At 72.9% G+C, this 23,892-nt stretch carries 20 protein-coding genes; 16 read left to right on the top strand and 4 right to left on the bottom strand.

Translation table 11 applies throughout. From position 1 onward, the window contains the following. The first annotated feature begins 19 nt into the window (after window positions 1-19). The 12 genes from pruA to ACZ3IL_RS00860 all read left to right on the top strand — a co-directional run bounded on the left by pruA (window position 20) and on the right by ACZ3IL_RS00860 (window position 14,401). Window positions 20-1,651, top strand: coding sequence for an L-glutamate gamma-semialdehyde dehydrogenase (gene pruA / locus ACZ3IL_RS00915; RefSeq protein WP_467385439.1), 1,632 nt, complete (start codon window positions 20-22; stop codon window positions 1,649-1,651). Window positions 1,652-1,833: 182 nt separating this feature from the next. Continuing rightward, window positions 1,834-2,370 (top strand): GNAT family N-acetyltransferase, encoded by a 537-nt coding sequence (locus tag ACZ3IL_RS00910; protein ID WP_467385438.1) that lies wholly within the window; start codon window positions 1,834-1,836, stop codon window positions 2,368-2,370. Window positions 2,371-2,735: 365 nt separating this feature from the next. Then, complete coding sequence (locus ACZ3IL_RS00905) at window positions 2,736-2,867, top strand: hypothetical protein (RefSeq protein ID WP_467385437.1); 132 nt, start codon at window positions 2,736-2,738, stop codon at window positions 2,865-2,867. A gap of 80 nt (window positions 2,868-2,947) precedes the next feature. After that, window positions 2,948-3,988: a 3-isopropylmalate dehydrogenase gene (locus ACZ3IL_RS00900; RefSeq protein ID WP_467385436.1), complete on the top strand. Its 1,041-nt coding sequence runs from the start codon at window positions 2,948-2,950 to the stop codon at window positions 3,986-3,988. Between the two features lie 260 nt (window positions 3,989-4,248). Next, complete coding sequence (locus ACZ3IL_RS00895; protein ID WP_467385435.1) at window positions 4,249-5,337, top strand: branched-chain amino acid aminotransferase; 1,089 nt, start codon at window positions 4,249-4,251, stop codon at window positions 5,335-5,337. Window positions 5,338-5,590: 253 nt separating this feature from the next. Next, a complete protein-coding gene (ureA, locus tag ACZ3IL_RS00890; protein WP_467385434.1) occupies window positions 5,591-6,310 on the top strand; it encodes an urease subunit gamma in 720 nt (239 codons plus the stop codon). Next, on the top strand, window positions 6,310-7,992 hold the full coding sequence (locus ACZ3IL_RS00885) for an urease subunit alpha (protein ID WP_467385433.1): 1,683 nt from the start codon (window positions 6,310-6,312) through the stop codon (window positions 7,990-7,992). Before ureA ends, ACZ3IL_RS00885 begins: the two co-directional genes overlap by 1 nt. A gap of 11 nt (window positions 7,993-8,003) precedes the next feature. Next, window positions 8,004-9,020, top strand: a complete 1,017-nt coding sequence (locus tag ACZ3IL_RS00880; protein ID WP_467385432.1) for an agmatine deiminase family protein — start codon at window positions 8,004-8,006, stop codon at window positions 9,018-9,020. 127 nt (window positions 9,021-9,147) lie between these two features. Further along, window positions 9,148-9,693, top strand: coding sequence for a TetR/AcrR family transcriptional regulator (locus ACZ3IL_RS00875; RefSeq protein WP_467386744.1), 546 nt, complete (start codon window positions 9,148-9,150; stop codon window positions 9,691-9,693). Between the two features lie 75 nt (window positions 9,694-9,768). Beyond that, window positions 9,769-11,097 (top strand): MFS transporter, encoded by a 1,329-nt coding sequence (locus ACZ3IL_RS00870; RefSeq protein ID WP_467385431.1) that lies wholly within the window; start codon window positions 9,769-9,771, stop codon window positions 11,095-11,097. A 282-nt stretch (window positions 11,098-11,379) separates the two neighbouring features. Beyond that, window positions 11,380-12,996, top strand: coding sequence for a citramalate synthase (gene cimA / locus ACZ3IL_RS00865; protein WP_467386742.1), 1,617 nt, complete (start codon window positions 11,380-11,382; stop codon window positions 12,994-12,996). 52 nt (window positions 12,997-13,048) lie between these two features. Further along, complete coding sequence (locus tag ACZ3IL_RS00860; protein WP_467385430.1) at window positions 13,049-14,401, top strand: hypothetical protein; 1,353 nt, start codon at window positions 13,049-13,051, stop codon at window positions 14,399-14,401. Window positions 14,402-14,597: 196 nt separating this feature from the next. On the opposite strand, the gene ACZ3IL_RS00855 is transcribed toward ACZ3IL_RS00860, so the two are convergent. Continuing rightward, on the bottom strand, window positions 14,598-15,209 hold the full coding sequence (locus ACZ3IL_RS00855) for a YceI family protein (protein WP_467385429.1): 612 nt from the start codon (window positions 15,207-15,209) through the stop codon (window positions 14,598-14,600). Window positions 15,210-15,424: 215 nt separating this feature from the next. Between ACZ3IL_RS00855 and ACZ3IL_RS00850 the strand changes: the two genes are divergently transcribed. The 4 genes from ACZ3IL_RS00850 to ACZ3IL_RS00835 all read left to right on the top strand — a co-directional run bounded on the left by ACZ3IL_RS00850 (window position 15,425) and on the right by ACZ3IL_RS00835 (window position 22,064). Beyond that, a complete protein-coding gene (locus ACZ3IL_RS00850; protein WP_467385428.1) occupies window positions 15,425-15,934 on the top strand; it encodes a hypothetical protein in 510 nt (169 codons plus the stop codon). Between the two features lie 131 nt (window positions 15,935-16,065). After that, window positions 16,066-19,932, top strand: coding sequence for an endo-alpha-N-acetylgalactosaminidase family protein (locus ACZ3IL_RS00845; protein WP_467385427.1), 3,867 nt, complete (start codon window positions 16,066-16,068; stop codon window positions 19,930-19,932). 282 nt (window positions 19,933-20,214) lie between these two features. Continuing rightward, complete coding sequence (locus ACZ3IL_RS00840) at window positions 20,215-21,798, top strand: acyl-CoA carboxylase subunit beta (RefSeq protein ID WP_467385426.1); 1,584 nt, start codon at window positions 20,215-20,217, stop codon at window positions 21,796-21,798. A 68-nt stretch (window positions 21,799-21,866) separates the two neighbouring features. Next, window positions 21,867-22,064, top strand: coding sequence for an acyl-CoA carboxylase subunit epsilon (locus tag ACZ3IL_RS00835; protein ID WP_467385425.1), 198 nt, complete (start codon window positions 21,867-21,869; stop codon window positions 22,062-22,064). Between the two features lie 165 nt (window positions 22,065-22,229). Here ACZ3IL_RS00835 and ACZ3IL_RS00830 read toward each other — a convergent pair whose 3' ends face one another. From ACZ3IL_RS00830 to ACZ3IL_RS00820, 3 genes are all read right to left on the bottom strand, one after another. After that, window positions 22,230-22,811 carry a GTP-binding protein gene (locus ACZ3IL_RS00830; RefSeq protein ID WP_015036414.1) on the bottom strand — a complete coding sequence of 194 codons (582 nt, stop codon included), beginning with the start codon at window positions 22,809-22,811 and terminating at the stop codon, window positions 22,230-22,232. Beyond that, complete coding sequence (locus tag ACZ3IL_RS00825; RefSeq protein ID WP_467385424.1) at window positions 22,792-23,343, bottom strand: DUF742 domain-containing protein; 552 nt, start codon at window positions 23,341-23,343, stop codon at window positions 22,792-22,794. The genes ACZ3IL_RS00830 and ACZ3IL_RS00825 overlap by 20 nt, the downstream gene beginning before the upstream one ends. Before the next feature lie 130 nt (window positions 23,344-23,473). After that, complete coding sequence (locus ACZ3IL_RS00820; RefSeq protein ID WP_026057603.1) at window positions 23,474-23,887, bottom strand: roadblock/LC7 domain-containing protein; 414 nt, start codon at window positions 23,885-23,887, stop codon at window positions 23,474-23,476. Window positions 23,888-23,892: the final 5 nt, after the last annotated feature.

Raw genomic sequence — 23,892 nt, 5'->3', positions numbered from 1 at the left:
AGAAGGAGTATCGAGACTCATGGACGCTGTGACCCAGGTCCCCACTCCCGTCAACGAGCCGGTGCACGGCTACGCCCCCGGCTCCCCCGAGCGCGCCCGGCTGGAGGCCAAGCTCAAGGAGCTGGCCGGCAACCCGCGCGAGCTGCCGATGACCATCGGCGGCGTGAAGCGCATGGGCGGCGGCGAGGAGTTCAAGGTCGTCCAGCCGCACAACCACAAGGCCGTCCTCGGCACCTTCCGGGGCGCCACCCGGCAGGACGCCCAGGACGCGATCGACGCGGCCCTGGCCGCCGCCCCGGCCTGGCGCGCGATGTCCTTCGACGACCGCGCCGCGATCATCCTGCGCGCCGCCGAGCTGCTCGCGGGTCCGTGGCGCGAGACGCTGGCCGCGTCCACCATGCTCGGCCAGTCCAAGACCGCCCAGCAGGCCGAGATCGACACCCCGTGCGAGCTCGTCGACTTCTGGCGCTTCAACGTCGCGTACGCCCGCCAGATCCTGGCCGAGCAGCCGCCGGCCAACTCGCCGGGCGTCTGGAACCGTCTGGACCACCGCCCGCTCGAGGGCTTCGTCTACGCGATCACGCCGTTCAACTTCACGGCCATCGCGGGCAACCTGCCCACCGCCCCCGCCCTCATGGGCAACGTGGTGGTCTGGAAGCCGTCCCCGACGCAGACCCACGCCGCCGTGCTCCTCATGGAACTCCTGGAGGAGGCCGGCCTGCCGAAGGGCGTCATCAACCTGGTGACCGGCGACGGCATCGCCGTCTCCGAGGTGGCCCTGAACCACCGCGACCTGGCCGGCATCCACTTCACCGGCTCGACCAAGACCTTCCAGCACCTGTGGAAGACGGTCGGCAACAACATCGAGAACTACCGCTCGTACCCGCGGATCGTCGGCGAGACCGGCGGCAAGGACTTCGTCGTCGCCCACCCCAGCGCCGACCGCGCGATCCTGAAGACCGCCCTGACCCGCGGCTCCTTCGAGTACCAGGGCCAGAAGTGCTCGGCGTCCTCGCGCGCGTACATCCCGGCCTCGATCTGGAACGACGGCTTCAAGGAGGAGTTCGCGGCCGAGGTCGACGGCATCAGGATGGGTGACGTCACCGACCTGTCGAACTTCATCGGCGCCGTCATCGACGACCGCTCGTTCGCCAAGAACAAGGCGGCGATCGACCGCGCCAAGTCCGACCCGAGCTGCACGATCGTCGCCGGCGGCACCTACGACGACTCGGTGGGCTGGTTCGTCCGCCCGACCGTCATCGAGTGCACCGACCCGGAGAACGAGGTCTTCACGACCGAGTACTTCGGCCCGATCCTCGCCGTGCACGTCTACGACGACGAGAAGTACGACGAGATGCTGGCCCAGATGGAGTCGGTCTCGGACTACGCGCTCACCGGTTCGGTCATCGCGAACGACCGCGCCGCCGCCGCGCACACGATGGAGAAGCTCCGCTACGCCGCGGGCAACTTCTACATCAACGACAAGTCGACCGGCGCCGTCGTCGGCCAGCAGCCCTTCGGCGGCGGCCGCGCCTCCGGCACCAACGACAAGGCGGGCGCCCCGCAGAACCTGACGCGCTGGACGCTGACCCGCGCGATCAAGGAGACGCTGGTCCCGCCGACCGAGTACGGCTACCCGCACATGGGCTGACGCCCACCGCCGCGCGAGCGGCCCCGATCACCGCCCCCGTCCCCGGCCCCCCGACCGGAGACGGGGGCGGTTCTCATGCGGGGCCGTCCGGGCCGCCCGCTCGCCCGCCCGCCCCGGACGGACGGACACCGGGGGAGAGCGGATGCCCGGGGGAGGCCGGGCGTCCGTGGGAGGGTGGGCGCATGACCGTGAGGACCGCCCCCACCCACGAACTCGGCGCCGCCCGGCTCCGCTCCGTGCGCGCGATGCTCGACGCCGCCTTCGGCGGCGACTTCTCCGACGACGACTGGGACCACGCCCTCGGCGGCGTCCACGCCTGGGTCGAGGACGAGCGGGGGATCGCCGCCCACGGCGCAGTCGTCCTCCGCCGGGCCCTCCACCGGGGCCGCTCGCACCGCGTCGGATACGTCGAGGCGGTCGCCGTCCGGGCGGACCTGCGCCGCCGGGGGCTCGGCGGGGCGGTCATGGCCGGGCTGGAGCGGGTGATCGACGGGACGTACGCCTTCGGGGCGCTCGGCGCCTCGGAGGAGGGGGCCGCGCTCTACCGGGCGCGCGGCTGGCGGGTCTGGGAGGGGCGCCTCGAAGCGCTCTCCCCCGCGGGGACCGTCCGCCTCGCGGAGGAGGAGGGGAACGTCCTCCTCCGTCCGGCGCGCGGCCGGGACCTGCCGGACCCCGCCGCGCCGCTGGTCTTCGACTGGCGGGACGGCGACGTGATGTGAGACGGGAGGGGCCGGGCGGACGCCTCCGGTCCCGTGCCGGGACGTGACTCCGCGTGCCCCGCCGTCTCAGATAGTAGGAAGTCCGAGTAATTGTGGAGACAGCGGCGGCATCCTGTCCTAGCTTTGTAGGAGCCGAACGTCTCGCTCCATCAGCGAACGGCGGTCGAGAGCGCGACGCCTCCGTGCAGGCAACCCCTGCGGCGGCGCTCCCCGCCCCTTCCGGCACCTTCGATCACCACCGATCCCCGCGCGTCACCGGCCTCCGCCGGCCGGCACGGCCCCGAGGCCGCCGGCCGTCACCGGCCGCCGTGCGACGCGCGGAGCCCGCACGCCGGATCACCACTGATCTCGAGGAGTCGATCCCCATGGCCGCACAGACCGCCCGCCGCGTCCGCCACTCCGCCGCCCGCCCCGCCGACGACGCCCGCCAGAACGCCGCCGCCGCCCTCCAGCGCGCCCTCGACCGCCGTGACAACGGCGGCTCCACCGGCCACTGACGTCCACGCCCCACCCGGCCCGTTCGTCCACATGGTGGACGTAACGTGTCAGACGGTGGGACGGCCAGTAGGGTGCCGACATGTCTCACAGCATCGATCTCGCAGTCATTCCCGGCGACGGCATCGGCCGGGAGGTCGTGGCCCAGGGCCTCAAGGTCCTCGCGGCCGTCCTTCCCCAGGACGTGAAGCTGGAGACCGAGGAGTACGACTTCGGCGCCAGGCGCTACCACGCCACCGGTGAGACCCTCACCGACGCCGACCTCGACTCCCTCAAGAAGCACGACGCCATCCTGCTCGGCGCCATCGGCGACCCGTCGGTGCCCTCCGGGGTCCTGGAGCGCGGCTTCCTCCTGAAGCTCCGCTTCGCCTTCGACCACCACGTGAACCTGCGCCCCTCGAAGCTGCTCCCCGGCGTGGCGACCCCGCTCGCCGGGCAGCCCGAGATCGACTTCGTCGTGGTCCGCGAGGGCACCGAGGGCCCGTACACGGGCAACGGCGGCACCATCCGCAAGGGCACCCCGCACGAGGTCGCCACCGAGGTCTCGGTCAACACCGCCTTCGGCGTCGAGCGCGTGGTCCGGGACGCCTTCGCCCGTGCCCAGGCCCGCCCGCGCAAGAAGCTCACGCTGGTCCACAAGAACAACGTGCTGACCTTCGCCGGCCACCTCTGGACGGACACGTTCCACCGCGTGGCCACCGAGTTCCCCGAGGTCACCACCGACTACCTGCACGTCGACGCCGCGACGATCTTCCTCGTCACCGACCCGGCCCGCTTCGACGTGATCGTCACCGACAACCTCTTCGGCGACATCATCACCGACCTCGCCGCGGCCGTCTCCGGCGGCATCGGCGTCGCCGCCTCGGGCAACATCAACCCGAGCGGCGCGTTCCCGTCCATGTTCGAGCCGGTCCACGGCTCCGCGCCGGACATCGCGGGACAGGGCAAGGCCGACCCCACGGCCACCGTCCTCTCCGTCGCCCTCCTCCTGCGCCACCTCGGCCACGAAGCCGAGGCCGTCCGCGTCGAGGAGGCCGTCGCCGCCGACCTCACCGAGCGCGGAGACGCGATCCGCACCACGGACGAGATCGGCGACGCGCTCGCCGCGCGAGTAGCGAGCTGACCCGCGCCGACTGACACCAGACAGCAGCCGCCGGGTCGCACAGCGCCCGGCGGCCGCCCCTCGCGCGGTCACCGGGAGCGCACCCTCTGCACTCCGGACCGCGCGCACCCGTTTCCCGAGCCGGTCCCCGCGGGCGATAATCGAACGCGGGGCCGCGGCATGCGGGCATGCCCGGGCGTCCACCCCGTCGGGGACGGCAGTCTCCGGCGGTGGCGTACGCGCGCGGTCCTCCCCACACGACCGGTGAAGGACACGCACTCATGACGACGCCCACGATCGAGCTCAAGCCCTCCTCCAGCCCCCTGTCCGACGCGGAGCGCGAGGCCGTCCTGGCCAATCCGGGATTCGGCCGCCACTTCACCGACCACATGGTCACCATCCGGTGGACCGAGGGCCGCGGCTGGCACGACGCCCAGCTCGTCCCCTACGGCCCCCTCGCGCTCGACCCCGCCACCAACGTCCTGCACTACGCGCAGGAGATCTTCGAGGGCCTGAAGGCCTACCGCCGCCCGGACGGCTCGGTCGCCAGCTTCCGCCCCGACGCCAACGCGCGCCGCTTCCAGGCCTCCGCCCGCCGCCTGGCCATGCCGGAGCTGCCCGTCGAGACCTTCGTCGAGGCCTGCGACGTCCTCGTCCGGCACGACAAGGCGTGGGTCCCGGAGCACGGCGGCGAGGCCTCCCTCTACCTGCGCCCCTTCATGATCGCGACCGAGGTCGGCCTCGGTGTCCGCCCGGCCAACGAGTACCTCTTCGTCGTGATCGCCTCCCCGGCCGGCCCGTACTTCCCCGGCGGCGTGAAGCCCGTCTCCATCTGGCTCTCCGAGAACCGCGTCCGCGCCGTCCCCGGCGGCATGGGCGACGCCAAGACCGGCGGCAACTACGCGGCCTCCCTGCTCGCGCAGGCCGAGGCGGCGGAGAAGGGCTGTGACCAGGTCGCCTACCTCGACGCCGTGGAGCACAAGTGGGTCGAGGAGCTCGGCGGCATGAACCTGTACTTCGTGTACGGGAACAAGCTGGTCACCCCCGCCCTCACCGGTTCGCTGCTCGCCGGCGTCACCCGTGACTCGCTGCTCGCGCTGGCCGCCGACCTCGGCCTGGAGGCCGAGGAGGGCCGCGTCTCCATCGACCAGTGGCAGGCCGACAGCGCCAACGGCACCCTCACCGAGGTCTTCGCCTGCGGCACCGCCGCCGTCATCACCCCGGTCGGCAGGGTCAAGTCCGAGCGCGGCGAGTGGACCCAGTCGGGCGGCGAGCCCGGCGCGGTCACCATGAAGCTGCGCGAGGCGCTCCTCGCCCTGCAGACCGGCAAGGCCCAGGACACCCACGGCTGGATGCACGAGCTGGGCTGAAGCGTGTGCCGGACGTCCCGCCCGCCCTCCGGGCGGACGGCACCGCTTCCGGCACCCCCCTGTGAACCGGCCGGACCCCGCTGTCCGCCGGCACTCCCGGGCCCCCGGAACCCTCGCGGTTCCGGGGGCCCGGACGCGTTCCGGGCCCCGCGCGACCGCCGTTCGATGTGACCTGTGTCTTTCCCCCGCGTCACTTCTTGGAACCCGCCGGTTCACCATTTAGAGTGACGCTCAAACAGGAGGTGTTTGGGACGTGCGACTGACTCCCACGGAACGCGACCGGCTGCTGCTCTTCAGCGCCGCCGAGCTCGCCCGCGCCCGCCGGGCCCGCGGACTGAGGCTCAACGTGCCCGAGGCGACCGCGCTCGTCGCGGACACGGTCTGCGAAGCGGCCCGTGACGGCAGGCGGCTCGCCGAGGCGATCGAGGCCGCCCGCTCCGTCCTCGGGCCCGACGACGTCCTCCCCGGCGTCGCTGACGTCGTCACCGAGGTCCACGTCGAGGCCGTCTTCGACGACGGCTCCCGCCTCGCGGTCGTCTCCGACCCGATCGGCGGGGGAGGCCTCGGCGCGGAGGCGCCCGGCGCGCTCCTCCCCGGCCCCGGCCACCCGGAGTCCGCGCCCGCGCTCACCCTCCACGTGCGGAACACCGCGACCGTCCCGGTCAGCGTCACCTCCCACTTCCACTTCTTCGAGGTCAACCCGCGTCTCGACTTCGACCGGGCCGCCGCCTACGGCATGCGGCTCGCCATCCCGGCCGGCGCCTCCTTCCGCTTCGACCCGGGCGGCGAGGCCGAGGTCGGCCTGGTGCCCATCGGCGGCGCGCGCGTCGCCGTGGGCTTCGCGGGCCTGGTCGACGGCCCGCTGGACGCGCCCGGCGCGAAGGAGGAGGCCCTGCGGCGCGCGGCCGCCTGCGGCTACCTGGGAACCGGGAGCGGGAACGCCGGCGGGACCGAGAGCGGAGACGAGAACTGATGGACCCCTACGAGTACGCCTCCGTGCACGGCCCCCGCGCCGGCGACCGGGTCGTCCTGGGCGACTCCGGTCTCGTCGTCCGGGTCGAGTCGGACTCCCAGAAGCCGGGCGACGAGTTCCTGGCCGGCTTCGGCAAGACCGCCCGCGACGGCCTGCACCTGAAGGCCGCCGCCGTCCGCGACACCTGCGACGTCGTCATCAGCAACGTCCTGGTCGTCGACGCCGTCCAGGGCATCCGCAAGGTCTCCATCGGCATCCGCGAGGGCCGGATCCACGCCATCGGCAGGGCCGGCAACCCCGACACCCTCGACGGCGTCGACGTCGTCGTCGGCACCGGGACGTCGATCGTCTCCGGCGAGGGCCTCATCGCCACGGCCGGCGCCGTCGACACCCACGTCCACCTCCTCTCGCCCCGGATCATGGAGGCCTCGCTCGCCAGCGGCGTCACCACCGTCATCGGCCAGGAGTTCGGCCCCGTCTGGGGCGTCGGCGTCAACTCGCCCTGGGCGCTGCGGCACGCCTTCAACGCCTTCGACGCCTGGCCGGTCAACATCGGCTTCCTCGCCCGCGGCTCGTCCTCCGACCCCGCCCCCCTGGTCGAGGCCCTGGCCGAGGGCGGCGCGTCCGGCTTCAAGGTCCACGAGGACATGGGCGCCCACACCCGCGCCCTCGACACCGCCCTGCGCGTCGCCGAGGAGCACGACGTCCAGGTCGCCCTGCACAGCGACGGCCTCAACGAGTGCCTGTCGGTCGAGGACACCCTGCGGGTCCTCGAAGGGCGCACGATCCACGCCTTCCACATCGAGGGCTGCGGCGGCGGACACGTGCCCAACGTCCTGAAGATGGCGGGCGTGCCGAACGTCATCGGCTCCTCCACCAACCCCACCCTGCCCTTCGGCCGCGACGCGGTCGCCGAGCACTACGGGATGATCGTCTCCGTCCACGACCTGAAGACCGACCTCCCCGGCGACGCCGCCATGGCGCGCGACCGGATCAGGGCCGGGACGATGGGCGCGGAGGACGTCCTGCACGACCTCGGGGCGATCGGGATCACCTCCTCCGACGCGCAGGGGATGGGAAGGGCCGGCGAGACCGTGCGCCGGACCTTCGCCATGGCCGGGAAGATGAAGGCCGAGCTGGGCCCCCTGGAGGGCGACGGCGCGCACGACGACAACGCGCGCGTGCTGCGCTACATGGCCAAGCTGACCATCAACCCGGCGATCGCCCACGGCCTCGCCCACGAGATCGGCTCGATCGAGCCCGGCAAGCTCGCGGACATCGTGCTGTGGCGGCCCGAGTTCTTCGGCGCCAAGCCGCAGCTCGTCCTCAAGGCGGGCTTCCCCGCCTACGGGGTCGTGGGCGACCCGAACGCCGCCACCGACACCTGTGAACCGCTGGTCCTCGGGCCGCAGTTCGGCGCGCACGGCGCCACGGCCGCCGACATCTCCGTGGCGTTCGTCGCGCAGGCCGCCGTGGACCTCGGCGCCGACCGCATGCCGACCCGCCGTCGGCGCGTCGCCGTGCGCGACACGCGCGGCATCGGCCCGGCCGACCTGCGGCTCAACTCCCGCGTCGGTGACGTCCAGGTCGACGACCGGACCGGTCTCGTCTCGCTCGACGGCTCCCCGATCCGTTCCGAGGCGGTCGAATCCGTCTCCCTCAACCGCCTCTACTTCCTCTAGGACCCGTGATCATGACGTACCGCATGCCCGCCGAGTGGACGCCGCACGAGCGCACCTGGATGGCCTGGCCCGGCCCCAACCCCACCTTCACCGACGACGGGGAGCTGGCGGCCGCCCGCGCCGCCTGGGCGTCGGTGGCCCGCGCCGTGCGCCGCTTCGAACCGGTGACGATGGTCGTCGCCCCCGGTGACGCGGAGGGCGCCCGCGCGCTCCTCGGCGACGACGTCGAGCTGGTCGAGCGCGACCTCGACGACGCCTGGATGCGGGACATCGGCCCGACCTTCGTCACGGACGGCACGGGGCTCGCGGCCGTGGACTGGGTGTTCAACGGCTGGGGCGCCCAGGACTGGGCGCGCTGGGAGCACGACTCCAAGATCGCCCGCCACGTGGCGGACCTCGCGGAGGTGCCCGTCCTGTCCTCCCCGCTCGTCAACGAGGGCGGCGCGATCCACGTGGACGGCGAGGGAACGGTTCTGCTGACCGACACCGTCCAGCTCGGCGCCGGCCGCAACCCCGGATGGACCCGCGAGCAGGTCGAGGCCGAGATCCACGCCAAGCTCGGCACCAGCAGGGCGATCTGGCTCCCGCACGGCCTCACCGCCGACTACGACACGTACGGCACCCAGGGGCACGTCGACATCGTCGCCGCCTTCGCCCGCCCCGGCACGGTCCTCGTCCACAGCCAGCAGGACCCCTCCCACCCCGACCACGAGCGCTCCCGGACGCACGCGGAGGTCCTGCGCGCGGCCACCGACGCCCGGGGCCTCCCCCTGGAGGTCATCGAGATCCCGGCCCCCACCGTCCTCAAGGACGAGGAGGGCGACTGGGTCGACTACTCCTACATCAACCACTACCTCTGCAACGGCGCCGTGATCCTCTGCGCCTTCGACGACCCCCACGACGAGCTCGCCGCCGAGATCTTCCGCCGCCTCTTCCCGGAGCGCGAGGTCGTCCTGGTCGACGCGCGCGCGATCTTCGCGGCCGGGGGCGGCATCCACTGCATCACCCAGCAGCAGCCGGCCGTGTGAGCGGCCCGGACTCCACGGGCCCGTCATCGGGTAGAACATACGAGTGAGTCAGAGCAGCAGTCCGTCCTCCCCGCCCCGCCGCCGCAACCAGGCCGCCCCGCCCCGCGAGGAGGTGCTGGCCACCGCCATGGAGACCATCGCCGAGCGGGGGCTCGACGGGCTCACCATGGCCGGCCTCGGGCGGCAGGTGGGAATGAGCAGCGGACACCTGCTCTACTACTTCCGCACCAAGGACGAGCTGCTGCTCCAGGCCCTGGAGTGGAGCGAGGGGCGGCTCGGGGCCCGGCGCGGCGCCCTCCTCTCGGGGCCGGGGACCGCGCGCGAGCGGCTCGACGGGTACGTGGACCTGTACGTGCCCACCGGGCCGCGCGACCCGCACTGGACGCTCTGGCTGGAGGTCTGGAACCGCTCGCAGAACGCCGACGCCGACGCCCGCGCCCGCCAGGCCGCCATCGAGGGGGCCTGGCACCGGGACCTGGTGGCGATCCTGGCCGAGGGGGTCGCGCGCGGGGAGTTCCGGCCGGTCGACCCGGACCGGTTCGCCACCCGGACGCGCGCCCTGCTCGACGGTTTCAGCGTGCACGTCGCCGTCGGGCTCCCGGGCACGGGGCGGGAACAGGTGCTCGACCACGTCGGGGAGTTCATCGAGCAGGACCTGCTCGCGCGACCGTAACGCACGCAAGTCCACAGGATCGTTGCCCCGCGCGCCCTTGTCGGCCGGCCGGGGGTTCCGGCACGGTTCCTCTTCATGGGACGAGAGCACTGGAAGAAGATCTGGGTCGGTTCCGCGGGCAACATGGTCGAGTGGTTCGACTGGTTCGTGTACGCGAGCTTCGCCCCCTACTTCGCGGGCGCCTTCTTCCCCGAGGGCAACGACACCGCCAAGCTCATGAACACCGCCGGCATCTTCGCCGTCGGCTTCTTCATGCGCCCGGTCGGCGGCTGGCTCCTCGGCCGCGTGGGCGACCGCAAGGGGCGCAAGGCGGCCCTCACCCTCACCGTCACGCTGATGTCCGCCTCCGCCGTCCTGATCGCCGTCGCCCCGACCTACGCGGTGGCCGGCTACGGCGGCGCCGCCGTCCTCCTGGTCGCCCGGCTCCTCCAGGGCCTCTCCGTGGGCGGCGAGTACGCGGCCAGCGCCACCTACCTCACCGAGGCCTCCGCCCCCGAGCACCGGGGCTTCGCCTCCAGCTTCCAGTACGTGTCGATGACCGCGGGCCAGGTCCTCGGCCTCGGCCTGCTGCTCCTGCTCCAGCACACCCTGTCCGACGGGGCCCTGCACGCCTGGGGCTGGCGCGTCCCCTTCGTCGCCGGCGCCCTCGGCGCGGCCGTCGTCTTCTACCTGCGCCGCACCATGCTGGAGACCGAGGTCTACGAGGAGAGCGCCGGAGACGGCGTCGAGCGGGGACAGCAGGGCACGCTCAGGGCCCTCTGGGCCCACCGCCGCGAGGCCTTCCTCGTCGTCGCGCTCACCATGGGCGGGACCGTGGCGTACTACACGTACACCACCTACCTCACCAAGTACCTCTCCCACTCCGCCGGGCTGCCCAAGCGGACCGCCACCCTGGTCTCCTTCTGCGCCCTGATCGTCTTCGCCTGCCTCCAGCCGCTCGCCGGCCGGCTCTCCGACCGGATCGGGCGCCGCCCCCTCCTCATCACCTTCGCCGTGGGCTCCACCCTCCTCACCGTGCCGATCATGGCGATGCTCAAGCACGCGGGATCGTTCTGGCCCGCCCTCGGCCTCTCCCTGCTCGCGCTCGTCGTCGTCACCGGCTACACCTCGATCAACGCCTGCGTGAAGGCCGAACTCTTCCCGACCGGCGTCCGGGCCCTCGGCGTCGCGCTCCCGTACGCCGTCGCCAACGCGCTCTTCGGCGGCACCGCCGAGTACGTGGCCCTCTGGTTCAAGGACGCGGGCATCGAGTCGGGCTTCTCCTGGTACGTGGCCGGCTGCGCGGCCGTCTCCCTGGTCGTCTACCTGACGATGCGCGAGACGCGGGACATCGACCTGGGCCGGGCCGGCGGGCACGACGCCGCCGCGTCCGGCCGGAAACGGGACGGCCTGCCCGTATCGTGAGATCCCCGCGCCACCGCGCCGTCCGCTGTGTCACACTTCCGGCGTGCTCGCTACCACGATGATTATCGGCAGCGGCGCGCCGGTCCGCAGTGGCCGCTGACGCGTGGAACGACCCCCACGCAGGCGGACGCCGTGCCCCAGACCCGCGCGCAGACCTCTCGCACCCGCGAGGGGTTTTTTCGTTTTCCGGCCCCACCCGCGCCGGCGACGGACGCCGCGCGGGAACGGGGGCAGGTGGAGCCAGACATTCCGGAGCCACATCCGACAGGAGCCATGACAGCCATGACCACGGAGAACGCCGGGGGTTCGCGCCCCGACGACAGTTTCCACGTCTTCGACACGACGCTGCGCGACGGGGCGCAGCGCGAGGGCATCAACCTCACCGTCGCGGACAAGCTGACCATCGCCCGGCACCTCGACGACTTCGGCGTGGGCTTCATCGAGGGCGGCTGGCCCGGTGCCAACCCGCGCGACACGGAGTTCTTCGCCCGCGCCCGCCAGGAGATCGTCTTCAGGAACGCGCAGCTGGTCGCCTTCGGCGCCACCCGCAGGCCCGGCGGCACCGCCGCCGAGGACCCGCAGGTCAAGGCGCTCCTGGACTCCGGCGCCCCGGTCGTCACCCTCGTCGCCAAGTCGCACGACCGGCACGTCGAACTGGCCCTGCGCACCACCCTCGAAGAGAACCTGGAGATGGTCCGCGACACCGTCTCCCACCTGCGCGAGCAGGGCCGCCGGGTCTTCGTCGACTGCGAGCACTTCTTCGACGGCTACAAGGCCGACCCGGACTACGCCAAGGCCGTCGTCCGCGCCGCCCACGAGGCCGGCGCCGACGTCGTCGTCCTCTGCGACACCAACGGCGGCATGCTCCCCGCCCAGATCCAGGCCGTCGTCTCCACGGTCCTCGCCGACACCGGCGCGCGCCTCGGCATCCACGCCCAGGACGACACCGGCTGCGCCGTCGCCAACACCCTCGCCGCCGTCGACGCGGGCGCCACCCACGTCCAGTGCACCGCCAACGGCTACGGCGAACGGGTCGGCAACGCCAACCTCTTCCCCGTCGTCGCCGCCCTGGAGCTCAAGTACGGCAAGCGGGTGCTGCCCGACGGCGCCCTCGCCGAGACGACCCGCGTCTCGCACGCCATCGCCGAGGTCGTCAACCTCACCCCCTCCACCCACCAGCCGTACGTGGGCGTCTCCGCCTTCGCCCACAAGGCCGGGCTCCACGCCTCCGCGATCAAGGTCGATCCCGACCTGTACCAGCACATCGACCCCGAGCTGGTCGGCAACACCATGCGGATGCTCGTCTCCGACATGGCCGGCCGCGCCTCCATCGAGCTCAAGGGCAAGGAGCTGGGCGTCGACCTGGGCGGCGACCGCGCGCTCGTCGGCCGGGTCGTGGAACGGGTCAAGGAGCGCGAACTCCAGGGCTACACGTACGAGGCCGCCGACGCCTCCTTCGAACTGCTCCTGCGCGAGGAGGCCGAGGGCCGGGCCCGCCGCTACTTCCGCACGGAGTCCTGGCGGGCGATCGTCGAGAACCGCCCCGACGGCACCCACGCCAACGAGGCCACCGTGAAGCTCTGGGCCAAGGGCGAGCGGATCGTCGCCACCGCCGAGGGCAACGGCCCGGTCAACGCCCTGGACCGGGCCATGCGGGTGGCCCTGGAGCGGATCTACCCGCAGCTCGCCAAGTTCGAGCTGACCGACTACAAGGTCCGCATCCTGGAGGGCCGCCACGGCACCGAGTCCACGACCCGGGTCCTGGTCACCACCAGCGACGGCGACGGCGAGTGGTCCACGGTCGGCGTCGGCGAGAACGTCATCGCCGCCTCCTGGCAGGCCCTGGAGGACGCCTTCACCTACGGCCTGCTGCGCGCGGGGCTCGACCCCGCCGAGTAGCCGCGTTCGGCCCGCTATGTCCTGTTCGGTGCCGTTCGGGTAGCGTCGACGTATGAGGACCAGGCCGTTCGCCCGCCCGGCGGCCCTCGGCGGGCTGCTCCTGCTGCTGCTCCTGGTCCTGGTGCCCGCCGCGGGCGCCGGGACCACGGGCGTGTCCGACGCGGCCGCCGCCCTGAGACGGGGCCCGGTCTACGTCGACCCCGGCGCCGCCGGCCAGCTCCCGAAGGCCGACGCGGACGCCCTCGCGCGGAAGATCGAGGACGCGGACAAGCCGCTCTTCGTGGCCGTGCTGCCCGCGAACGCGCAGTTCCCGCCGCGGGGGCTCATCGAGGCCCTGCGGGCCCGGACCGGCGCCACCGGCCTGTACGCCGTGCGGCTCGGTGACCGGTTCGACGCCGGGACCGACCGCTCCGTGATGTCCCCGGCGGCCGTCCGGAGCCTCGCCGCCTCCGTCCGCGCCCCGGGCACGGACGCGGCCACCGAGCTGAACGCCTTCGCCGACCAGGCCCTGCCCGTCATGCGCGGCTCCGCCCCCGCCTCCTGGGGGTCCGGGGAGAGCGGCTCCGGAGTGCCGGTCGCCGGGCTCGCCGTCCTCGGCGGCGTCGTCGTCGCGGGCGGCGCGGGCGCCTACGCCGTCGTCCGCCGCAACCGGCTCCGCGGGGAGGCCGAGGAGCGGGCCGCCCTGGAGAAGCTCCGGGTCGTCGTCGACGAGGACATCACCGCCTTCGGCGAGGAGCTCGACCGCCTCGACTTCCATCCCGCCGAGGCCGGCGCCGACGACGCCATGCGCGGCGACTACGAGCGCGCCCTCGACGCGTACGACCGGGCCAAGTCCCTCATGGGGGCCGCCACCCGTCCGCACGACGTGCGCGGGGTGACGGAGGCCCTGGAGGACGGCCGCTTCTCCCTCGCCGTCCTGGCCGCCCGCCGCGAGCACCGCCCGCTGCCCGAGCGGCGCGCCCCCTGCTTCTTCGACCCGCGCCACGGCCCCTCCACCGAGGACCGCGTCTGGACCCCGGCCGGCGGCGCCGCCCGCGAGGTCCCGGTCTGCGCCGCCGACGCGGCCCGCCTGGACGACGGCCTCGACCCCGCCGCCCGCACGGTCGACACCGGCTCCGGCCGCCGCCCCTACTGGGAGGCGGGGCCCGCCTACGGCCCCTGGGCCGGCGGCTACTTCGGCGGCGGTCTGCTCCCCGGCCTCCTCATGGGCACCGTCCTCGGCTCCGTGCTCTCCACCCCGGCCCACGCCTCCGAGTACGGCGGGGACGGTTTCCAGGGCGGGGGCTTCGACCCGGGCGGCGGCTTCGACGGCGGCGGTGGCTTCGACGGGGGCGGCGGTTTCGACGGAGGGGGCGGCGGGGACTTCGGGGGAGGCGGAGGCTTCGACGGGGGCGGCGGCTTCTAGGCCGCCCCGGCTCCCGTTCCCGGCCCCGGCGCCCGTTCCGGGTGCCCGGTCCCGGCGCCCGAGCCCGGCGCCCGGTCCCGTTTCCCGTCCCCGCGCCCTTTCCCGGCCTCCGGAACGCCGAGCGCCCGCCGTCCGCTGTACTGCCGCGGAGGGCGGGCGCGCTCGTGGTGCCGTACTGCCGTACGCCGGGGAGGGGTCAGGCGGCGTTCCTGATCGCGGAGATGTCGAAGTTCAGCCGGACCTTGTCGCTGACCATGACGCCACCGGTCTCCAGGGCGGCGTTCCAGGTCAGGCCCCACTCGGAGCGCAGGATCTCGGCGGAGCCCTCGAAGCCGACGCGCTCGTTGCCGTAGACGTCGGTGGCGGAGCCGTTGAACTCCAGGTCGATGGAGAGCGGCCGGGTGACGTCCTTGATGGTCAGGTCGCCGGTGATCCGGTAGGTGTCGCCGCCCAGCCGCTCGGCCTTCGTGGAGCGGAAGGTCATCAGCGGGAACCGCTCGGCGTCGAAGAAGTCGGCGCCGCGCAGGTGGTTGTCGCGGTCGGCGATGCCGGTGTCGACGGAGGCGATCCGCACGTCGATCGAGGCGGTGGAGGCACCCGGGTCCGTCCCGTCCAGCTTCAGCGCGCCCTCGTGCTCGGCGAAGGTGCCGCGGACGTTGGTGACCATGGCGTGGCGCACGGTGAAGCCGATGCTGCTGTGGGCGGGGTCGATGGTGTAGTCGCCGGTCAGGGCGGCCAGGGCCGGGTCGACCGGGAGGGCGGCGACGGCGGTGGCGGACTCGGTGTTCTTGCGGCCGAAGAGACCCATGACTGCTCCTTGCTCGGAATTGGTTGAACCTTCAACGAGAACGACTGTAGCCCCCTTCTGTTCAATATTCAACATCTGGGGAGGATGTCCGCCCGGAAGTCCCGGGAAAAGTGCGAGGCCCCCTTCCGGACGCGCGTAGAACTGCGGCACCATCTCCCTGCGCCACCTGCACCGCCGTCCCCACCCCCTCACGGTCACCCGCAGGAGGAACCCCCATGAAGCTCCGCTCCGTCCTGACCGCCCTCGCCCTCGTCCTCGGCGCCCTCTTCGCGCCCGGCGTCGGCGTCCTCGTCTCCGCCGGCGAGGCCCACGCGGTCACCAAGATCAGCCACTCCACCGCGACCTCGATGTTCCGGTCGTCCGGGATCACCTGGTCCTCGTCCGGCAACTGCTCGGACCGTTACAACTCCACCTGCACGTCCTTCGAGCAGCTCAACCTCGCCACCGCCCAGGGCGCCCAGACGCTCAGGAGCGCCAGCGGCTGCGCCCTCAACATCACGGGCGGCACCGAGACCGGGCACGCGAGCGGCACGTACTCCCACTGGAACGGCTACAAGCTGGACTTCAGCAAGTACACCTGCCTCGGGAGCTACATCAAGAACACGTTCACCTACATCGGCGTGCGGGGCGACGGGGCCCCGCAGTGGAAGTCCGGCGCGGGCAACGTCTACGCCGACGAGGGCAACCACTGGGACGTGACCTTCTACAACTGCGGCGGCTGCTGACCCGGGAGGAAGACCGCCGGGAGCCCCCTCCGGAGTCCGCTTGGACTAACCGGAGGGGGTTCTTGGACTGGAGGGGCCCCCGCGGCGCGATCCCGTTGACGGTGCGGCCGGGCCGGGGCCAACTGGTGCGCATGCCCCTCCCTCACCCCCGAAGGACCCGTGCGGCCTGCGCGCTCGCCGTGGCCTCGTCCACCGTCCTCGCCCTGGCGGGACCGGCCCTGGCCGACGTCCGGACACCGCTCGCCGCCCCCTCCGCCGGAGCCGCGGCGGACCCCGCCGAACACGCCGTCCTCACCTCCGGCCTGCTCTCCGTGGCCGTGGCGAAGGACTTCCCCCGCGTCCTCTCGTACACCGACCGCGCGAGCGGCGCCCGCCTCCTCGGCAGCACGGCCCCGGTCACCCAGGTGGTCCTCAACGGCACCGCCCGCACCGTCCGGACCAAGGGCGCCCCCGTCCTGTCCCGCGCCTCCGCCGCGTACACCCTGGTCTTCCCCGACCTGCCCGGCGTCGAGATCGACGCGCGGCTGAGCGTGGACGGCCGGGCCACCACCTTCCGGGTCACCGCCGTCCGCGACACCGAGGCCCTCCGCGTCGGGACCCTCGACATACCCGGCCACGACCTGGTCTCCGTGGGCTCGTCGGACGCCGGTGCCGCGACCGCCTTCACCCGGCTCGACCCGGACTCCACCCGCACCGCCGACGTCTTCGCGCGGATCACGGACGCCACCCCGGCCGAGGCGAACCCGGCCGGCGCCTCCTACGCGATCGTCAGCACCGACGGCCTCGCCGCCGCCGTCGAGTCCAACTCCAGCTACGACAAGCCCTCCGGCGCCTCCGCCCGCGACGGCGCCCGCTTCTGGCACCAGGCCCGCAGGAGCGGCGCCGAGACCCGCGTCGGCGTCTGGTCGGGCCAGTGGACCTACCGCGGCGAGGGCGCCCCGGAGCCCGAGAGCGGCGACGCCCTGCCCTGGGCCAAGGTCGTCGTCACCCCCGACGCCAACGGCGACGGCACCACCGACTGGCAGGACGGCGCCGTCGCCTTCCGCACCATCGGGATCAAGGCCCCCGGCAGCGAGGAGACGCCCGGCCGGGTCGTCGCCCACATCCCGTTCAACTTCGCCTCCCAGGCCACCCACCCCTTCCTGCGCACCCTGGACGACGTCAAGCGGGTCTCGCTCGCGACCGACGGACTCGGCCAGTTCGCGCTGCTCAAGGGGTACGGCTCCGAGGGCCACGACTCCGCCCACCCCGACTACGGCGGCAACTACAACAAGCGGGCCGGCGGCCTCGCCGACCTCAACGCCCTCCTGCGCGAGGGCAAGAAGTGGAACGCCGGCTTCGGCGTCCACGTGAACGCCACCGAGGCGTACCCCGAGGCGAAGAACTTCAGCGAGACCCTGGTCGACAGGACCAAGCCCGGCTGGAACTGGCTCAACCAGAGCTACTACATCGACCAGCGCCGCGACATCAACAGCGGCGACCTCGCCCGCCGCTTCCAGCAGCTCCGCGACGAGACCGACCCCAACCTCTCCACGCTCTACATCGACGTCTACTACACGCACGGCTGGATCGCCGACAAGACGATGCGAGCGGTGCGGGCGCAGGGCTGGAACGTCGCCACCGAGTGGGCGGACAAGTTCGAGCGCTCCTCCCTCTGGTCCCACTGGGCCAACGACCTCGACTACGGCGGCGCCACCAACAAGGGCCTCAACTCGCAGATCATCCGCTTCATCCGCAACGGCGAGAAGGACGTCTGGAACGACCACCCCGTCCTCGGCCAGACCGCCCTGGTCGACTTCGAGGGCTGGACCGGCGAGACCGACTGGAACGCCTTCACCGCCAACGTCTGGCAGCGCAACCTGCCCGCCAAGTACCTCCAGCGGCAGCGGATCACCCGCTGGAACGGCGACGACATCACCTTCACCGGCGGCGTCCGCGGCACCGTCGAGAACGGCCGCCGCACCTTCTACGAGAACGGCCGCAAGGTCCTCGACGGCAAGGGCTACCTGCTCCCCTGGGACGGCGGGAAGAAGCTCTACCACTACAACGAGACCGGCGGGACGACCCGTTGGCAGGTCCCGTCCGGAGCCCGCTCGTACACCGTGTACCGGCTCACCGACAACGGGCGCGTGAAGACCGCCACCGTGCGGCCCGCCGGCGGGTGGATCACCCTCGACGCCGCCGCCGGACAGGCCTACGTCCTCCACCCCGGCGGGGCCCCCGCCCAGGCCGACCCGCGGTGGGGCCGGGGCACCCCGGTGAAGGACCCCGGCTTCAACGACGCGAAGCTCGCCGGCTGGACGAAGACCGGCGCCGTCGCCCGTGACACCGACGAGCGGGGGCGCAACAGCGCGAGGCTCACCGGCACCGCCGCCGCCGAACTGCGGCAGCGGATCACCGGCCTCACCCCCGGCAAGCGGTACACCGCCTCCGCGCTGATCGAGGTCGAACCCGGGAAGACCCGTCCGACGACCCTCTCCGCGGGCGGCGCGTCCGTCACCGTCGAGCGCTCCCCGCTCCAGGACCGGGTCGCCGCCTCCGACTGGAACGGCACCCGCTTCCAGCGCGCCAAGGTCACCTTCACCGCACCCGCCCGCGGCACCGTCCTGGCGGTCCGCGCGGCGCCCGGCAGCGCGGCGGCCGTCCGCGTGGACGACGTCCGGGTCGTCGCCAACGACCCCGCCACCAGGGCCGGCACCACGGCGTACGAGGACTTCGAGGCCGTCGACCAGGGCTGGGGCCCCTTCCTCAAGGGCGACTCCGGCGGCACCACCGACCCCCGCACCCACATCGCCCAGCTCCACGCCCCGTACACCCGGGCCGGCTGGAACGGGAAGCTCGTGGACGACGTCCTCGGCGGTGCCGAGTCCCTGAAGTCGCACGACGAGAACAACGGCCTCGTCTACCGGACCGCCCCCTGGACCGTCCCGATGAAGGACGGCCACCGCTACCGCGTCGCGTACGACTACCAGTCCAGCCACGCGGGCGCCTACGAGTGGGTCACCGGCTACGACCGCGCGAACGGCACCGGGGCGGTCGAGACCCGGCGCACCCCGATCGGGCAGCAGCGCACCACCGGGCACTTCGCCGAGACCGTCACGGCGGGCTGCGGCGACACCTGGACCGGTCTGCGCAAGCGCGCCGACGCCCCCGACGGCGCCGACTTCGTCCTCGACGGGTTCACCGTCACCGACCTCGGCCCGGCCCCCGGGGCCGCCGCCTGCGGCACCCTCGCCGTCACCGCGCCCGGGACCCTGGAGCCCGGCCGCCCGAACCGGGTCGACGTCACCTTCGCCAACGACGAGGCCGCCGGGGCCACCGGGGCCCGCGCCGCGCTGGACCTCCCGGCCGGCTGGACCGCCGAGCCGGCCGGGCCCGTCGCCCTCGGCACCGTCGCGCCGGGCGGGAAGGCCACCGCCACCTGGCAGGTCACCCCGCCGGTGGACGCGGCCCACCGTCCGTACCCGCTGAACGCCTCCCTCGCGTACGCCGTCGGCGGGAGCGCCCGGGAGCTGACCGCCACCACCACCGTCCGCACCCTGCCCCCGCCGCCCGCCGCCGACACCTGGGCGAGCGACCACGACTGGACCTCGGCCACCAACGGCTGGGGCCCCGTCGAGCGCGACCTCTCCAACGGGGAGACCGGCACCGGGGACGGCTCCCCGCTGCGGATCGGGGGAGTGGCCCACGCCAAGGGCCTGGGCACCCACGCCCCCTCCACCGTCCGCTACTACCTCGGCGGCCGGTGCACCTCCCTCACCGCCGTGGTCGGTGTGGACGACGTCCAGACCAGCCGGGGCAGCGTCCGGTTCGCGGTGCTCGCGGACGGCGCGGAGAAGGTGAGGTCCCCGGTCCTGAGGGCCACCGACCCCGGCTGGGAGCTGACCGCCGACGTCACCGGCGCGGCCTACGTCGACCTGGTGGCCGACGACGCCGGCGACGGCAACGGCAACGACCACGCGGACTGGGGCAGCGCCCGCTTCCACTGCGGAGGCTGACCCGCGCGGGGGTCGTACGAGGGGGGACGGGCGGCGCCCGGGGAGCGTGTCTCCCCGGGCGCCGCCCGCGTCCCGCCGGGCTCTCCCGGAGGGCCGGGCGCCGCCCGCCGACGCGGCGCCCCCGGCGGGGCTCATGGAGGAACCCCACAACCGTGAGGGGGGTCCGGCTGTTGACTCGGGCCGAACGCGTCACCGTTCTGTCCGGCCCCACCAGGAATCGACACGCGAGACTGTACGGAGTGGACGGCGCAGTTTTCTTGTCCGGCTTCGTAGGGTCGGTACATGACCGTTGTGGACCAGATCCCGAGCGAGCCCGCTGACGCCCGTGGCCGAGTGGCCGAGCTGCACGTCCTGCGCGAGCAGGCGCTGCGGGGCCCCAGTGAGAAGGCGACCGAGGCGCAGCACGCGAAGGGCAAGCTGACGGCGCGCGAGCGCATCGAGCTGCTGCTCGACCCTGGTTCCTTCAACGAGGTCGAGCAGCTGCGCCGGCACCGCGCGCAGGGCTTCGGCCTGGAGGCGAAGAAGCCCTACACCGACGGTGTGATCACCGGCTGGGGCACGGTCGAGGGCCGCACGGTCTTCGTCTACGCGCACGACTTCCGGATCTTCGGCGGCGCGCTCGGCGAAGCCCACGCGACCAAGATCCACAAGATCATGGACATGGCCATCGCGGCCGGCGCCCCGCTGGTCTCCCTGAACGACGGCGCCGGCGCCCGCATCCAGGAGGGCGTCTCCGCCCTCGCCGGCTACGGCGGCATCTTCCAGCGCAACACCCGCGCGAGCGGGGTGATCCCGCAGATCTCGGTCATGCTCGGCCCCTGCGCCGGCGGCGCGGCCTACAGCCCGGCGCTGACCGACTTCGTCTTCATGGTCCGCGAGACCTCGCAGATGTTCATCACCGGCCCGGACGTCGTCAAGGCGGTCACCGGCGAGGAGATCACCCAGAACGGCCTCGGCGGCGCCGACGTGCACGCCGAGACCTCCGGCGTCGCGCACTTCGCGTACGACGACGAGGAGACCTGCATCGCGGAGGTCCGCTACCTCCTGTCGATGCTCCCGCAGAACAACCGCGAGAACCCGCCGGCCGTGCCCTCCGAGGACCCGGCGGACCGCCGCTCCGAGGTCCTGCTCGACCTGGTCCCGGCCGACGGCAACCGCCCGTACGACATGCACAAGGTCATCGAGGAGCTCGTCGACGACGGCGACTACCTGGAGGTCCACGAGCGCTGGGCCCGCAACATCATCTGCGCCCTCGCCCGCCTGGACGGCCAGGTCGTCGGCATCGTCGCCAACCAGCCCCAGTCGCTGGCCGGCGTCCTGGACATCGAGGCCTCCGAGAAGGCCGCCCGCTTCGTGCAGATGTGCGACGCCTTCAACATCCCGATCATCACCCTTCTGGACGTCCCCGGCTTCCTTCCGGGGGTCGACCAGGAGCACGGTGGGATCATCCGGCACGGCGCCAAGCTGCTGTACGCCTACTGCAACGCGACCGTGCCCCGGATCAGCCTGATCCTGCGCAAGGCCTACGGCGGCGCCTACATCGTCATGGACAGCCAGTCCATCGGCGCCGACCTGACGTACGCCTGGCCCACCAACGAAATCGCGGTCATGGGCGCCGAGGGAGCCGCCAACGTGATCTTCCGCAAGCAGATCGCGGAGGCGGAGGACCCCGACGCCGTGCGCGCCCGCATGGTCAAGGAGTACAAGGCCGAGCTGATGCACCCGTACTACGCGGCCGAGCGCGGTCTGGTCGACGACGTCATCGACCCCGCCGACACCCGCCGGGTGCTCGTCAGGTCCCTCGCGATGCTCCGCACCAAGCACGCCGATCTGCCGTCCCGCAAGCACGGCAACCCGCCCCAGTAGACCTTCGCCCTCCGCACGCTCCGGAGCCCCCGCCGGGCCCCGGAGCCCCAGCAAGAGGAGTCATCCCCATGACCACTCCCGCCAACCTGCTCCGCGTCGAGAAGGGCCACGCCGACCCCGAGGAGCTGGCCGCCATCACCGCGGTGCTGCTCGCCCGCGCGGCCGCCCGTCCCGCCGACGCCACCGCCCGCCACGGCCGCACCGCGGCCGGCTGGCGCCGCCTGGAGCGCGAGCACGGCTTCCGCGCCCCGCACAGCTGGCGCTGAACCCGCCCCGGCCCGCACGGGGCCGCGGGAGGGCGTACGACGGACAGAGGGCCGGAACCCGGTGTCACACCGGGTTCCGGCCCTTCCGCGTGGTCCGGAACGACGCCGGAGGCCGCGTTCCCCTCCCCCGGGAACGCGGCCTCCGGCACGAACGCCTGGGGACAGCTACCGCAGTCGTGCCATGAGGGCGTGTTCGACGAGGGTGATGAGGGCGCTCTTGGCGTCGGCGCGGTGGCGGGCGTCGGTGGTGATGATGGGGGTGTCGGGGCCGATCTGGAGGGCTTCGCGTACTTCTTCGGGCTGGTAGGGCTGGTTTCCGTCGAAGCCGTTGAGGGCGATGACGAAGGGGAGGCCCGAGTTCTCGAAGTAGTCGACGGCGGGGAAGCAGTCGGCGAGGCGGCGGGTGTCGACGAGGACGACGGCGCCGATGGCACCCCGCACCAGGTCGTCCCACATGAACCAGAACCGGTCCTGTCCGGGGGTGCCGAACAGGTACAGGATCAGGTCCTGGTCGAGGGTGATGCGGCCGAAGTCCATGGCGACGGTCGTCGTCGTCTTGTCGCCGGTGTGGGTGAGGTCGTCGATCCCCGCCGAGGCGGAGGTCATGACGGCTTCGGTACGCAGCGGGTTGATCTCCGAGACGGCGCCGACGAACGTGGTCTTGCCCACGCCGAAGCCACCCGCCACCACGATCTTCGCGCTGGTGGTTGAACGGGCCGCGCCGCCGCTAGAGCTTGCGAAGTCCACTGAGCACCCTTTCGAGCAGTGTCACGTCTGGCTGACCGCCGGCGGCCTCGTCGCCGCCGGGCTGGTGGATGGCGACGAGCCCGGCCTCCGCCAGGTCGGCGACGAGGATTCGGGCGACGCCGAGGGGGATGGAGAGAAGTGCCGAGATCTCCGCGACCGACTTGATCTCGAAGCACAGCCGGCAGATCCGCTGGTGCTCGGGCAACTGCCCCTGCAGCCGGGACGGATCGGCCGTGGTGCTGACCAGCGCCTCGATGGCGAGCTGGTAGCGCGGCCGCGTCCGGCCGCCGGTCATCGCGTACGGACGCACCAGCGGGTTGTGCCCGCCGGAGCCGCCCGAGGAGGACGGACCGCGCGAGGAACTCGGCGAACCGGCGGGGGACGTCGGGGCCTGGGGGTGCCCGTAGTACTGCGGCGCGCCCTGCCCGTTCGGGGCGGAGGGAAAGTCGAACCGGTTCCGGGCGGGGTCGCCCAGCGGTGCCTGGTGCGGGTCGTAACCGTTGTAGGGGCTCGCGCCCGGGGGTGTTCCCACGTTTCCTCCTCCGACTGCCTCGCGGTCCATGTCCCTTGGAGCCGCGCCACCGCACCCTACGGGGCGGTGGCGCGAAACGCACGGCCTGTCTGTTGGTTGAGAAGACTTCCCTCGGCCGGGAAGAGTTCACTCAGTTGAGAAGGCTGCCCTGGAGTTCCGCCCGGAGATCGGGGGTCAGGACGGTGCCGGCCCGGTCGACCAGCAGCGCCATCTCGTAGCCCACGAGGCCGATGTCCGCCTCGGGGTGGGCGAGCACGGCCAGCGAGGAGCCGTCCGAGATCGACATGATGAAGAGGAAGCCGCGCTCCATCTCCACCACGGTCTGGTTGACCGCACCGCCCTCGAAGATCCGGGACGCGCCCGCGGTCAGCGAGGTCAGTCCGGAGGCGACGGCCGCCAGCTGGTCGGCGCGGTCGCGGGGGAAGCCCTCGGACATCGCCAGCAGGAGTCCGTCGGCGGAGACCACCACGGTGTGGGACACCCCGGGGGTGTTGTCCACGAAGTTGGTGATCAACCAGTTCAGATTCTGCGCCGCCTGGCTCATGCTCA

The organism is Streptomyces sp. NPDC014907 (assembly GCF_055562975.1).
Note: the sequence above shows the minus strand (reverse complement) of the source record. Positions and strands in the feature narration are given on the sequence as shown.

Coding starts and splice junctions, on each gene's coding strand:
- pruA (WP_467385439.1), top strand. CDS start 20: ATGGACGCTGTGACCCAGGTCCCCACTCCCGTCAACGAGCCGGTGCAC.
- ACZ3IL_RS00910 (WP_467385438.1), top strand. CDS start 1,834: ATGACCGTGAGGACCGCCCCCACCCACGAACTCGGCGCCGCCCGGCTC.
- ACZ3IL_RS00905 (WP_467385437.1), top strand. CDS start 2,736: ATGGCCGCACAGACCGCCCGCCGCGTCCGCCACTCCGCCGCCCGCCCC.
- ACZ3IL_RS00900 (WP_467385436.1), top strand. CDS start 2,948: ATGTCTCACAGCATCGATCTCGCAGTCATTCCCGGCGACGGCATCGGC.
- ACZ3IL_RS00895 (WP_467385435.1), top strand. CDS start 4,249: ATGACGACGCCCACGATCGAGCTCAAGCCCTCCTCCAGCCCCCTGTCC.
- ACZ3IL_RS00885 (WP_467385433.1), top strand. CDS start 6,310: ATGGACCCCTACGAGTACGCCTCCGTGCACGGCCCCCGCGCCGGCGAC.
- ACZ3IL_RS00880 (WP_467385432.1), top strand. CDS start 8,004: ATGACGTACCGCATGCCCGCCGAGTGGACGCCGCACGAGCGCACCTGG.
- ACZ3IL_RS00875 (WP_467386744.1), top strand. CDS start 9,148: ATGGAGACCATCGCCGAGCGGGGGCTCGACGGGCTCACCATGGCCGGC.
- ACZ3IL_RS00870 (WP_467385431.1), top strand. CDS start 9,769: ATGGGACGAGAGCACTGGAAGAAGATCTGGGTCGGTTCCGCGGGCAAC.
- cimA (WP_467386742.1), top strand. CDS start 11,380: ATGACCACGGAGAACGCCGGGGGTTCGCGCCCCGACGACAGTTTCCAC.
- ACZ3IL_RS00860 (WP_467385430.1), top strand. CDS start 13,049: ATGAGGACCAGGCCGTTCGCCCGCCCGGCGGCCCTCGGCGGGCTGCTC.
- ACZ3IL_RS00855 (WP_467385429.1), bottom strand. CDS start 15,209: ATGGGTCTCTTCGGCCGCAAGAACACCGAGTCCGCCACCGCCGTCGCC.
- ACZ3IL_RS00850 (WP_467385428.1), top strand. CDS start 15,425: ATGAAGCTCCGCTCCGTCCTGACCGCCCTCGCCCTCGTCCTCGGCGCC.
- ACZ3IL_RS00845 (WP_467385427.1), top strand. CDS start 16,066: ATGCCCCTCCCTCACCCCCGAAGGACCCGTGCGGCCTGCGCGCTCGCC.
- ACZ3IL_RS00840 (WP_467385426.1), top strand. CDS start 20,215: ATGACCGTTGTGGACCAGATCCCGAGCGAGCCCGCTGACGCCCGTGGC.
- ACZ3IL_RS00835 (WP_467385425.1), top strand. CDS start 21,867: ATGACCACTCCCGCCAACCTGCTCCGCGTCGAGAAGGGCCACGCCGAC.
- ACZ3IL_RS00820 (WP_026057603.1), bottom strand. CDS start 23,887: ATGAGCCAGGCGGCGCAGAATCTGAACTGGTTGATCACCAACTTCGTG.